Genomic DNA, 14597 nt, shown 5'->3' with positions numbered 1-14597 from the left:
CGATGTAAAATCGCGCCTACAATTCCAAAGCTGACAACTATCTGTAGGCTTGGCTTTATGCCACGCGCAAACACAAAAAAAGCACGATACCAATCGTGCTTTTTCATATATTTCTCTTATTTATTAAAGACTGCGCTGGCGCAGCACTTCAAACAAACAAATACCCGTTGCTACTGATACGTTCAAACTTGATACCGTACCAACCATTGGGATTTTAACTAACACGTCGCAATGCTCGCGCGTTAATCGGCGCATACCGTCACCTTCAGCACCCATAACAATGGCCATCGGGCCAGTTAGGTTGGCATCGAACACATGGGTATCCGTTTCACCTGCAGTACCAACAACCCATACACCGGCGTCTTTAATGTCACGTAATGTACGCGCTAGATTAGTCACTTGAATAAGTGGTACGGTTTCCGCTGCACCACAAGCAACTTTACGGGCTGTACCATTAAGCTTTGCAGACTTATCTTTTGGCACAATCACGCCATGTACTCCAGCCGCATCAGCGCTACGCAAACATGCACCTAAATTATGAGGATCAGTAACACCATCTAAAACTAGAAAGAAAGGTGTTGCTTCACGGGCAATGATTTCATCAAGATCTTTTTCGCTATACTGACGCGCGGGTTTTACGCGTGCCATGATACCTTGGTGCTGTTCACCATTGGCTTTGTTATCTAACGCTTTACGCTGCATAAACTGCACTGAAATGCCAAATTTACGCGCTTCATTAATTACAGGGTTCAAACGCTTATCTTCACGACCTTTTAATGCAAAGATCTCTAAAAAGCGCTCAGGTTCATTCGCTAAAATTGCTTCGATAGAATGAAAACCAAAAATTAATTCACTGCTCACTGTCTTTATTCTCCTGCGCTCGGTCTCGTGCGTTTGCGGGCATTTTTACCTGGACGCGTTTTCTTTGCTTTGGCCTTTTTAGACTTTTTAACACCCGTTGGGTTATCAAGTGCTGCCTTCTTGGCTTTTTTTAGTTTGCCTTTAGGCGTCGTCTTTTTGCCTTTTTTTGGCTTTTTACCTTGTTCGTTACGATTTGAGCTGCGCTTGGCATCGCGACTCTCGCCTCGAGTTTCATTCGCTTGCTCACCCGACTTAGTCGATTTACCCGGGATTTTACCTGCTTTAAGCTGCTCTCGCACGCTTGGTTTACGACTCGGTATATCTGTCGAGCGACTTGCTGAAGGCTTAGCTCTTCGGCGCGCATAGCGGTCTTGCACTAACTCACCCGCAAGCACCAGATTGATACGGCGTTCGTCTAAACTGACTGATGATACTTGTACTTGTAGCTTATCACCTAAGCGATAAACCTGATGACTATGTTCACCCACAAGGCAATGTTTCGCGCCATCAAAATGGAAGAACTCATTACCCAGTGTCGACACATGGATCATGCCATCGATTTGTAACTCATCTAGGCGAACAAATAAGCCAAAATTAGTGACTGATGAAACCACACCGCTAAACTCACTGCCAACATGATCTTGCATAAACTCACATTTCAGCCAGTCGGCTACTTCGCGAGTCGCATCGTCTGCACGACGCTCAGTCATTGAACACTGTTCACCCAACTGATCGGCTTCATCATTTTCATAAGCATATTCGCCAGATGTTTGCTGACCTTGAGATGCTAAAATAGCTTTGATCGCACGGTGCACAACCAAATCAGGATAACGACGGATTGGCGAAGTAAAATGCGCATAGGCTTTTAACGCCAAACCATAGTGACCGATGTTATCAGGCTGATAAACCGCTTGTTTCATTGAGCGGAGCAACATGGTTTGGATCAGCTCTTGCTCTGGACGCTCACCCAATTGTGCGAGTGCTTCGGTCAACTCTAACGGAGATGGGTCATTAGCAAGGTTACTTTCAATACCCAAGTCATTTAAAAACTGTCTAAAATGACTCAGTTTTTCTTGATCAGGCTCGTCATGCACACGATACAGCGCTGGCGCTTCGTGCTTTTCAAGCAGTTTAGCTGCAGCAACGTTTGCTAAGATCATACACTCTTCAATGAGTTTGTGTGCATCGTTACGAACGACAGGTACGATTGATTCAATCTTACGATGTGCGTTAAACACAAAACGCGTTTCAACCGTTTCAAACTCAATCGCCCCGCGCTGCTGGCGAGAAGACTTAAGCGCCATATACATTTGGTGCAAATCAGTGAGATGAGGCACTTGCTCTGCATATTGCTCACGTAGCACTTCATCGCCTTGCAAAATGCTGTGTACTTTGGTGTAAGTTAATCGTGCATGTGAATTCATCACCGCTTCGTAAAAACGATAACCCGATAAATTACCGGCTTCTGACACAGTTATTTCTGCCACCATACATAAGCGGTCTACTTTCGGATTCAGTGAACACAGGCCATTTGATAACACTTTTGGCAGCATAGGGATCACTTGCTCAGGGAAATAGACTGAGTTACCGCGCTCTATCGCTTCTTTATCAAGCGGGCTGCTTTTTGGTACATAGTGCGAGACATCAGCAATCGCGACCCATAAACGCCAGCCACCTGACTTCTTTCGTTCACAGTAAACTGCATCATCAAAATCTCGGGCATCTTCACCGTCGATGGTCACTAGCGGTAAGTGACGTAAATCGACACGCCCTTTTTTATCTGCTTCTTCTACAAATTCGCCGTGCTTTGCAACTTGATCAACAACTTTGTCAGGCCATTCATGGGGAATATCATGATTACGAAGTGCCACTTCGATTTCCATACCCGGTGCCATATGGTCACCCAGTACATCTGTCACACGGCCTACTGCATTCATTTGACGACTTGGACGCTGCGTGATCTCCACTTGCACCATTTGGTTGTGACGCGCACCACCTTCGGAGCCTGGCAGAATAATAATATCTTGTGTGATCCTTGGATCTTCTGGCACCACCACGGCAGAGCCATACTCCACGAAATAACGGCCAATAATCGGCGCGCGCTCACTCTCTAGCACACGAACAATACGCGCTTCGACCTTACCGCCGCTGCCGCGACTGGCCGCTTTTGCAAGTACGATATCACCGTGTAATACCGAGTTCATTTGGTGTTTAGCAATAAACCAATCTTTTGGCTCACCTTCAACGACTAAAAAGCCAAAACCATCACGATGCCCAATCACACGACCTCTCACTAACCCATCGTCAGTTGGGATCACGTAGCGCTTAAATTTATTAAAATGCAGTTGACCGTCACGCTCCATTGCACGCAAGCGACGCTTAAATGCAATTTGTCGGTCTTCTTCAAATACATTAAGACTGCTACAAAGATGGCTAAACGTCGTGGCTTTCGCTGGGGCTTTTTTGATGTGCTCTAAAATAAACTCACGGCTTGGTACCGGGTTATCGTATTTTTCTTGCTCTCGTTGGAGATGGGGATCCTGTTTTGTCATTCACTGCTATTTTCGAATAAAGTTACCTCTATTCTAACGCACTTCTGAATAATGACCTAACTATCAAGATGAAGCTTTTATAAACAATTTAGTTTGAAGCGAAAATAACGAGGTTTTTACTATGAAATCGGTTGTCGCCGTGAACGACGACTTACAAAAAAGGCCGCGATTAAGCAGCCAATCAGAGAGTTTTTTGCCCACTTTAGAATTTACCTACTATGTTGATAAACCAACCTTTTGAGTCGTAGTCTAAATCAGTGAGATCATCAGAGAAATCGGTAAAGTTGTAGCCCACACCTAACTTCATGTGTTCACCAATGTGGCGATGAATACCAATTAAAGCGCCTTCGCGTTGATCTTGTGCCAAGTCTACGGCTAGGCGGCGCCATTCTAATGTAGCATCCCAGTTATGCTTTAAATGGTAATCGGCTCTAAACACTTGGAGTGATGCAGTTGAGTCGAACCATGGACTGTTGCCATCACGCATACGCATTTCACCATGACGCTCAGCGAGTTTAGTACCGAAACGCCATTTAGGTGTGAGCTGATAATTCACATCCACTGCCCAAACTCGACTGCGTTGCTGTGGTGTATTATCAAGGCCAATACCATTTAGCTGCCCTGCGGGTGCTAAATCTTCGAGATAAGTCACTGACGCAAGTCCCGACCAAGGGCTCGCTTTTAATGGTCGATATGCAACTCCAAACTGTGCTTCAGTAAAGTCGCTATTCAACGCGCCCACTTCGGCTTGTTGAGATGAATCACTCTTCGCCCAATCAAAGCGCAATTGTGCGCGCCAATCTTCATTTAAGTTGGCACGTAAGTTTTGACGCGTTAACCACGACGTGCGAGTTTGAGTGCTGTCTTGATCTTCACGATATTCAATGGCACTGCGCCACTGGAAAATCGGCGAAGTATAACTAATTGACAGTCCTGTACCGTCACGCTGCACTTTACTGGTGTCACTTTCTAGTTCACCCATCTCAAAGTTCACCCCCACCAGCCAACGACTATTGATTTGATGGTCAATACCATAAGCGTGAGTTAGTCCTTGCTGTTGCGCTTGTGATTGCCATAACTGCTCGGCATACATGCTAGTGCTGTCGTTAAAGCGATGCTTAGCACCCGTTACCCAATTTTTCTGTTTGCCTTGAGTAATCATGCCGTCATCAGGGTCATCACTAAAATCAACATAAAGATTACTTTCTGGCGCATAGTCATAGCTAACCCCGACTTTTCCAGCCAAGCCCAGATTACCATCAGAGATTTCACCATTAAGAGCCAGCTTTTCAGTCAACTGAATTTCACCACCTAGACCGACACGATTATTACGCAACCTGCTCGACTCACTATTCAAAGTGGCTTGCACAAAGCCATAGGCCTGCCAATCTGTCGCACCTTGGTAGTCGAGTTGCACAACAGCATCGGTGCGCGCACCTTGATCTAGGTTGAGCGGCGAAGGTGTTGAATCAGCAAGCGCCTGTAACGGCTCTCTATCGTCGTGGCGAATACCCGCGGTTGCTTGCCAATTGCCACTCACCTGATGGGCAACATTCACTTCTACTGCTTGACGCTGTTCAAGCGCTTGTTGTTTATTTTGATCGGCTTTGACGATTAACTGTGTGTCATCACTTAGCTCAAACTCACCTTTAATACCTGCAAGCGTAGTATCGGTGCGACTGGTTTGGCCTACGCCCGAGAAGCCAGCTTGCATTTTCTGCCAATAGAATTGCAGACGAGATGCCTCTTCTGCCTCATCATTATTTTGAGTAAATAAGTCGGCCAGAGAGAATGCCGCTTCAATGCGCTGCGCATTGGCTTTTACAGGTAACATGCCCGATTGCACCGGATTAAAATTCATGCCGCCATTAAATGAGTTCAGTGTTTCGCCAATGCCTTCTGATTGGGCGACTTCAACTTTTACATAGCTGTGCTCGCTCAGTCGATAAGTGGCATCTAGGGCATATAAGCTGTCATCGTGACTATCGAGTTGCTGCTCGCTCAGTGTCGCACCGACTTTGACTTGCTCGGTTAGCCAATGACTAACACGCGCACCGTAAGAGAGGTTGTCGAGCTCATCAAAACCTGGGGTAAATTCGTATTGCGCCGTTAAGAATACCGGATTGGCATCCATGGCTGCGGCGCGCACCACCAGGTCGTCTTGTTCGAATGACGACAGCGGGCGATTTAGAATAACTCGGCCTTGCAACGCATCAATGTCGTAATCTTGCCCTGCCATCAGCGAGCGCCTGACTAGTACTAAGCCTGAGGTTTTATCACGCACTTCAATGGCAAGCTGCTCTGAGCCGCGCACAATATCTTGATGCTGTAAGTAATAGAGTGAACCACCTGTCGCGCGATGAGATTCAAATGCAGGCATGGTTTCAGCTTGAGCAACAAACACTTGCGCTTGGGTGCTTGCGTCCATAAAGCGGGTTTTTGCTTCGCTCTGATACTGAGTTTGTAAACCGTATAAGCCGCGCTCAACTCGCGCCAGCTCGGTATCTTGGATCTTAGTAAAGAAGTTACCCCACATCACGTGCGAGTCATCTTTGGCGATTTTTAAATACACCTTACCGTTTGAAGGCGCATCATCTTGCACCACTGAATCATCGCCATATTCGGCTGGGTGTTGCTCTTCTTCTAAGCGACGGAACAGGCTATTCGGATCTTTTTCATGTAACCCAGATAGCAGTTTATTGACTGGCTGCTCTTGAGTGTCGATCCGAGCAGTGACCTTGTATTCGTCGCGCCATTTACCTGTGATGTAACCGGCTAAACGGCCCGTTGCGAATAAATTGCCATCTTTGTTGTGATCGCTAGACAGCAGTTCAACAGGCCCATTGTGACTGTTTTGACCCAATGTCAGATCAGCCATCGCCACATAAAACCAATCGCTTTCTGGCAGCTCCAGGTCGCGGTGAATTAAATGACCGTTACCGTCACCATCAAGTACCGCAACTTCGGCACGATGGAAACCGGTATGGACAATTTGTTGATGCACAAACTTACGCTCACGGGTAATAGCAACGGTGCGCCCTAAGAAATACACGTTATGGCGATCTGGCACTTGCTCACCGTACAAAGTCAACATGCCGCCATTGAGCTTGATATTCTTTTGTGCAATCTGTGACTCGCCGTAGGCGGTCATCAAGTAGCCATCAACTTTTTCAGCTTCGACCGCAAAGCGCGGTCTAAAGTCTACTTGCTGCATTTGTGTATCGTCGTAGCGACCGTGTTTATCGTAAACACGCAGACGATACTGCAAACTCATACCTAGCAAGTTGCCCGGTAGTCGCCATTTACCATTGTGATTTTTGTCTAATTTAACCTTGGTTAGAATTGAACGACCATCCGGCGCCATGATCTGCACTTCTGCATAATCAATAAATGCATCGTAATTGCTGTAACCACGCAAGTGCATCATCAGGGTATTGCCAGACTTAGTGAGTGCATGCTGAACACTCAAACGTGGAATAAGGTTAATTGGATCGTACTTCAGTTGCAGTTGCATGTTGGCTAATGCAACGTCAGCACAACGCTGTTCATCGGCGTTATTACTGCTGTCTTGATCAGAAAACGCTTCACCATCTAATGTGATCATCATAGGTGCAGCATTAGCAAGCGCCCCCTGACAAACCAGCTCACGACTCGGCATGGCTCCCATGACTTCACGGGTTTTGGTTTTTTCTTCAATGTAGACGGCAATGACTTCTACGCGGCGGTTTCTCGCCATACCTTCAAGCGTGCCGTTATCTGCGACTGGTTCGTGATTAGAGCGACCTTCTGTGGTGAGCACCGACGGATCGAGTTCTAACTGCTGACGGAAGAACTCGGATACAATTTTCGCTCGGTGCTCAGACAAGCCTTGGTTAGTTTTATAGATCTTCTTCGCTCTGGGACTTAAGCGTTGTGAGTCGGCATGACCAATAAAATGAATACGCAGCTGCTTTTTACCACGTAAAAAATCCACAATACGATTCATTTCACGACGTGTTGAGCCGGTTAAGTAATGCTTACCCGATACGAAGCGAATGGCAGACTCTTCTACAAACTCCGCTTTATGATCGCTTTGCTCTTTATAGTCTTCTTGCACCGTTTTAGGGGTTGGTGCGGCTAGACCATGAAATACAAAGTGTTTTTGTACTAACACTTGCTCGGTGTTTTTCGCCACCCCAGCTTTAGGTAATACGGGTTGCGCTTCCTCAGCCTGCACATAAGCTGGCAGGCCCAAAACTAGCCCAAGCATAATTGGGCTCAATGAAGGTAATTTAGTCATGGCTTGTCTCCTTAGTTAGAGAAGACAAAGTAGGAATTGCTACTGGGGTCATTTCTGTTTCTATGGTTAGCTGTAATTCTCTGAGCTCAGCTTGTTCGCTTAGCCAGTGCTTTAAGTTGTTCAGTTGTTGATCTGTCTGTAGTGACGGCTTGGCCTGATAAGCCACACGGATCACCGTTGGGCGTGTATCTAGCGCATCAAGTAATGCCAATAAACGTGTTTCGTAATCATCAGCAAGTTGGTTTTCAACAAACGCGCTTGGTGTCAGTTGAATACGCGCCACTCGGTGAATATTGGCGGCAAAATCAACTTGCTGTGATTTACCACGCGTTAAACGCACTACGCGTGGGTTTTCAGACACAATACGTACACCAGACGGTAAGCTACGCTCATCGACTTTAACGATGAAGTTGCTACCACGAACCGCATTTGGAATATCGGCACAGGCTAAGTGATAACGGCCATGCTCGTCGGTGGTGATCCACAAGCCTTGTGCCGTGGCTAAACGCACCGCAGGTAGACCCTTTTCATCGCCATCTTGATAGCCATTGCGGTTGAGGTCATTAAATACTTTACCGCTCAAGTCACTACAGTCGAATACCGGATCTGGAATAACACGCACAGCTGCAGTGGCAATATTTGAAATACGCCAACCGCTATCAAGTGAATGCTGACCACCAATAAACTCGCTCCATGCTTGATTGATATAAGTGCCTTGGCTTACACCACTGCCCACCACAACCATCAGCTCGATGTTTATCACTTGCTCAGGAGCCAGCCTGTAACTGTGCCAACGTAGTACGCGACCAAGTACTTCAGGTTCTTTGGTAAAACCATCAACACGGGCACTACCCGGTACATATTTCAGGCCAGCTGGTAGTTGGTCGATTAAAGAAAGTGGCGCTAATGTCTCACTCGAACGGTTCTTGTAGCTGATCTGATAAGGCACTAGCTCACCAATCACCACATCTTGTTTTAATGCCGTTTTACTTACCTGCACCATGTCATCACCGTACGGGTCGAGCGGAATATGGTTATTCACCACATTGCCAGATGGTAACGTAGGATCGATATAGAAGCTCTGATAGTACTGAGTACTGGTGTTGTTTTGAGTGATCTGATCTGAATGTGCCACACACGCGCTCGGATCATGAATTGGTGCGTCTAACTGTGGTACCAACTCTTCAAAATGCACCAATATAGGTAACTCACTCGCACCCGCGGTTAAGGTGTTTTCACACACAGGGATCTGTGTTGAGCCCCCTGCTAAGTAACCAACTGGTTCGGTGACTTCTAAACGGTAAATTCCCGTTGGTGCTTGTGAGAAGAATAAAAACTGATAGAAACCATCTTCTGCGGTCGTTTGTTCAACGTTCGCACTGCCCCCTACCAAGTGTAGATCTGGTTCAAAGCCTGCTGGGCCAATGATCTTCACGATCGCACCTTGAATTGGCTTACGCGTTTGCGCATTGTACACCACGCCCGATGGATCAATTGGTAATGACTGGTTATCGACCTCTTCACCAGCACTTAAGCGAAGGTTTAAGATGGTGCCTTTCTCGCTCGATGCGTCAGGATCATCAGTCACAGGTGTGCCGTAAATAACCCCACCTTGAGGGTGGCGGAAACGAATTTCGTAGATACCAACTGGTAGGCCTGCAAACGTGTAGCGACCATTTTCATCCGAAGTCGTGGTTGCCAACGGCTCTTCGTCTAATGGATTTGCTTCACCCGTTTGCGGGTCAAGTAAAAGCTCGACTATCCAACCCGACTGACCGTTGTTGTCATCTTTGGCACGGTTATGGTTTTTATCGAGCCAAACTAGACCACTGATACTCGCCGGATCCATCAGTTGCTCACCGAAGTTATAGTCAACGCCATGAGTAACGTGCTCGCTGATCTGAATGTGCTTCAGCTCGTCATTTTGCTCTTGAACACCGCCAATACTACCAATGCTGTCCAGACCATCTTGGGTATTCTCAGGTTGTGTTTCGGTGATAGTAAAACCTTCACCACCACTCAGAGGTAGTTGCTTAAACTGGTAACGGCCATACCCGTCAGTAAGTACTTCACGTTGCACAGGCTGACCGTCTAAATCGGTACCCGAAATAACTAGCTGTGTATTCGCAAGACCCAGCTCATTATTTTCTTGAGTACCATTGTCATTTAAATCGACATAAACCGTACCGCTTAGGTGACTACCACGCTCAGCAAAGTAGTAACCAGCTCCTTTTACGCCAAGCTCTAAGTTGATATTCGTGAAGGTGTCTTGACCGACTTCACCGCCTAATGAACCAAGTTGCTCTTCACCGTCTAACCATGCTGATGGTTGAGTTTGAGTAATGCTGTATTGGCCTGGGCGAAGGTAGTCGAACAAGTATTCCCCTTGCTCATCAGTGCGCACTGTCAGGTTCACCGCTTCACCCTCTAAGGTTGTGCCCTCTAGGGTGATTTCAACATTGCCAACACGTAACTGTTCCGAGTCATTAAGCACACCGTCTTCGTTGCTATCAACATATACGGCACCAGCCAATGAAGCTCGAGGTAGCTCAGCAAAGTTATACATGCCGAAGGTTTGTAACTCTTTTAGCTCTACCGTAAAGATGTCGTCACGACCTTTCGAGTTGGCAAACACTTCTTCGTTAAGTGACTCAGAACCATCGATGTAATCGCTTGGCTGAGTGGTCTGCGAAATCGCATAACCTTGCTCATCACTCGGTGCAAGTTTTTCAAAACGATATTGACCGTTTTCGTCGGTAGTGGTGGTCATTTCAACCGACTGACCTCGGTAGTCATAGCCTGTGAGCGTGATTTCGCTGTTGGCAATTGCAATCTCTGACATATCGTCTGCCAGCGTTAAAACACCTTGGTCTTGTTTATCAACAAACACATAGCCCATCACCGCAAGGCCATACGCTTCTGTAAAGTCTATGTTGTTGATTTGCTGAGCTGATTTTAATACGCCAACATAAATAACATCTGTTTGCGCTGAGTTTTCAACAACAACGCCAGCAATATAATCTAAGCCATCAAGGTAGAACTCTGGTTGTGCTTGGCTTACCTGATACCCGTTGCCATCGCTTGGTGGCAAACCAGTAAACTGGTATGCGCCATCAATATCAGTTTGAACCTGACGCTCTAGCGACTGACCAAATAAGTCATTACCTTTTAGCGTTAATGTCACATAAGCAATTGCACGATCTGCATCATTTGCAAATGTACCGCTGTTATCACTATCGACATAAACATGACCAGCAATACTACCCGCTTCAAGCTCCGCAAAAGCAAGTCCTGTTCTTTGTTGTTCAGGCGCAAGTGTAATGCTGAACTGATCGTTATTTTCAGCAAGTACTACACCTTGATCAGATTCTTTACCATCAAAGTAACCTTCCGGCTGAGACTGGATTAACACATAACCTTGCATGTCACTGGCAGCAAGCCCTTCAAACTTAACAATGCCTTGCTCATTTGTTGGCTGTTCAAGCGAGACTTCACGACCATAAATATCAGTCCCGACTAATGTCACAGTAACAGCTGGTAGGCCTAGCTCTGTGTCACTTGGTACACCATTCTGATCCGCATCTAAATAAACCTGTGCAGCAATACTGCCTAATTCATTAAATTGCTCAGTGAAAATCAGCGACGTTTGCTGCTGACCCGCATTCAGAACCAGATCAGAGATCAAATCATTTTGCTCTGAAATACGTTGCGTATTTAAGTAATCAGCACCATCAATATACTGTGCAGGCTGTACTTGATTTACTTGATAGCCCGCAGCATCAGATGCATACAACTGCTCGAAGCTAAAGTCACCTTGCTCATCAGTCTGGGTAGTAAGCGATATGCTTTGACCTAATACGTTTTGGCCAGACAACTGCAAGGTGACTTGAGGTAACACCACGTCTTGTGCTTCAAACACACCGTTTTGAGCGATATCCACAAACACGCGGCCCGATATCTTAGCGGTGTTTTCAGGCAACTGCTCGGTTAGTAACAATGACGTACGTGACGCAGCAGTTACAGCAATATTTGCAATCACATCATCTGTTGAATCAACTTGCTTACTGTCTAGATAATCAAGCCCGTCTAAGTAAGGCGTAACTTGTTGATGCGCGAGTTGATAACCTTGATTATTTGATGCAAATAATTGCGTAAATTCAAAACGCCCTTGTGCATCTGTTTGCACCGATAGAGACACATCACGCGCTAATAGATCTATACCCGTTAACGTGATCTGAGCATCAGTAATGACGATATCCTGTTCCTCTAAACGACCATTCTGATTAATATCGACAATCAATTGCCCAGAAATAACCCCTTCATTGGCAGGTAAGCGTTCTGTCATGTCATACACAACCGTCTCTTGTGACTCAAAGCGAATACCATGGGTGTGCTCAGTGTCAGGTTGTTTCGCTGTGCGTGCGCCATCTTGGTAATCAAAACCATCACGATATGGCGATACAAGTGCATGTGTGATCACATAACCTGTGCTATCTGCTTCATGTAAGCGGGTAAACTCAAAGCCACCTTGGGCATCAGTTTGCGCAGTTTGATTGACCTCACGACCATATTGATCCCGACCAGCAAGGGTCACCATCACTTGTGTTAATGCACTATCGCCTTTAGCAGCCTCGAATTGACCATCTTGCTCGGTATCAACAAACACAGAGCCGCGGATCGTTTTAGTGCCATCATCTGGTTGCTCAGTGAAGTCAATGTTTGCTGTCAGCGTTGTTTCAGTTAGCTTCACTGCAATGGCGTTATTTTCTGCATCTAGCTGGGTTGTTGACCTTGCGATGGTTAAGTAATCAAGACCATTGCTAAAGCCACCATATCCCGCTGTAACTGTGTAGCCTGCATCATTCGCAGCAGTTAAGTTGGTGAAGTTAAATTGACCTAGCTCATTGGTTTGCGTCTGGAACGTTACGGTACGACCATAAATATCTGTACCTACAAGTGAGATTGACACAGCCGATAGCGGTTTATCTAATTCAGCAGCTTCTAACTCACCATCTTGCTGAGCATCAAAGAATACACGACCTGTGATTTGACCTTCGCCTGCTTTTGGTAATTCAGTGAAATCAACCGTTGCTTGCTCATTCGAACCGCTTAACTTTACTAGAACGGCGTTGTCAGACATGTCAGATATAGTCGTTACACCTGATGTGGTTAGATAATCTTTACCATTCACATAACCGCCAGAACTCGCTTGAAGCTTATAACCCGCATCATTAGCCGCCGTTAAACCTGTGAATGTGTATATACCATCCGTTTGGGTTGTTTGAGTGCGAGATACAGAGCGGCCAAAGATGTCGTTACCTGTCAGTGTGACTGTAATATTTTCGAGCGCTTTATCTAGCTCTGCCGCTTCAAGCTCACCATCTTGTTGAGTATCTAAGAACACACGACCAGTTATACGACGCTCTTCATCAGTTAACATCTCTGTGAAATCAACACCAGCAGTCTCTGTGTTGCCTGACAATGCCACAATGACTGAATTGTTAGCTGTATTTGAGGCTGTTTTCGCAGCGCCTAAGATTAAATAATCTTGACCATTTAGTTGTTTAGAAATTCCTGATTGCGCTGCTGTTACCGTGTAACCCGCATCATTCGCCGCTGTTAAACCTGTGAACGAGTAAGTACCGTCAACTTTGGTTGCTTGAGTGTGCGATACAGTGCGACCAAAGGTGTCTTTACCTGTCAGCGTGATTGTGATGCTTTCAAGGGCTTTGTCTAGCTCTGCTACTTCAAGTTCACCATCTTGTAAGGTGTCTAGGAATACACGGCCAGAAATACTGCGATTTTCTGGCTCTAACTGCTCTGTAAAGTCCACTGTTACTAAACGTGTACCAGCAGTTAAATCAATCACAACTGTGTTGCTTGAAGCTTGCGATCCGATGCGATTTGCACCTACAACCAAGTAGTCTTTACCGTCTAAATGATTTGTCAGACCTGACTGTGTTGCTGTCACGCTGTAACCATCAGTATTCGCTTCGGTTAAATCAGTAAACGCATATTGTCCGTTCACATCTGTAGTGCGGGTTAGCGACACTGCGCGGCCAAAGATATCTTGTCCAGTTAACGTGATAACGATGTCTTTAATAGCCTCATCTAACTCAGCTGTTTCTAATTTGCCGTCTTGCAAGGTATCTAGGAAGACACGACCAGATACTTCATAATCAACTGGCTTCAGTTTTTCAGTAAAGTCTACGGTTGCTGATTTGTTTGCACCCGTTAAGTCAACTTTGACACTGCTGTTTACCGTGTTTGACTCAGTGCGGTTTGCACCGATGATTAGGTAATCTTTACCGTTCTCGTTTTCAGTGTTACCTGAGAAAGTTGCAGCTACTGAGTAACCATCATCATTTGCTTCAGTTAAATCAGTAAACGCATATTGTCCGTTCACATCTGTGGTACGTGTCAGTAATACATCGCGACCGAACTTGTCTTTACCATTCAGCGTGACAGTGATGTTTTCTAACGCTTTATCAAGCTCTGCTACTTCAAGTTCACTGTCTTGTAAGGTATCTAGGAAGACGCGACCTGATACTTCATAATTAACTGGCTTCAGTTTTTCAGTAAAGTCTACGGTTGCTGATTTGTTTGCACCCGTTAAGTCAACTTTGACACTGCTGTTTACCGTGTTTGACTCAGTGCGGTTTGCACCGATGATTAGATAGTCTTGACCATTTTCATTCAGCGCATTGCCAGAGAAAGCAGCTGATACGACATAGCCATCAGCATTGGCTTCGACTAGGTTATCGAATTCGTAAAGGCCGTTCACATCTGTGGTTCGGGTTAGTGACACCGCGCGACCAAACTTGTCTTTACCTGTTAGGGTTACTGAAATGTTTTCTAACGCTTTATCTAGCTCGGCAGTTTCAAGTTCACCGTCTTGTAAAGTG

At 45.9% G+C, this 14597-nt stretch carries 4 protein-coding genes; all 4 read right to left on the bottom strand.

Annotated elements, in window-relative coordinates; translation table 11 throughout:
• Nucleotides 1–123: 123 nt before the first annotated feature.
• Nucleotides 124–861 (bottom strand): 23S rRNA (guanosine(2251)-2'-O)-methyltransferase RlmB, encoded by a 738-nt coding sequence (gene rlmB / locus ACGHEH_RS14485; RefSeq protein WP_390446528.1) that lies wholly within the window; start codon nt 859–861, stop codon nt 124–126.
• A 5-nt stretch (nt 862–866) separates the two neighbouring features.
• Nucleotides 867–3413 (bottom strand): ribonuclease R, encoded by a 2547-nt coding sequence (rnr, locus tag ACGHEH_RS14480; protein ID WP_390446526.1) that lies wholly within the window; start codon nt 3411–3413, stop codon nt 867–869.
• 202 nt (nt 3414–3615) lie between these two features.
• A complete protein-coding gene (locus ACGHEH_RS14475) occupies nt 3616–7692 on the bottom strand; it encodes an OmpA family protein (protein ID WP_390446524.1) in 4077 nt (1358 codons plus the stop codon).
• On the bottom strand, nt 7685–14597 hold a 6913-nt coding region (locus ACGHEH_RS14470), incomplete at its 5' end, for an SdrD B-like domain-containing protein (RefSeq protein WP_390446522.1). The genes ACGHEH_RS14475 and ACGHEH_RS14470, both read right to left, overlap by 8 nt.

The organism is Pseudoalteromonas sp. MTN2-4, from assembly GCF_042848605.1.
Taxonomy (GTDB): Bacteria; Pseudomonadota; Gammaproteobacteria; order Enterobacterales; family Alteromonadaceae; genus Pseudoalteromonas.
The sequence above is the reverse complement of the archived record's forward strand: the minus strand, read 5'-3'. Positions and strand labels throughout refer to the sequence as shown.

What these genes read in the sequence shown, in the direction of transcription:
- rnr (WP_390446526.1), bottom strand. Translation starts at nt 3,413, where the DNA reads ATGACAAAACAGGATCCCCATCTCCAACGAGAGCAAGAAAAATACGAT.
- ACGHEH_RS14475 (WP_390446524.1), bottom strand. Translation starts at nt 7,692, where the DNA reads ATGACTAAATTACCTTCATTGAGCCCAATTATGCTTGGGCTAGTTTTG.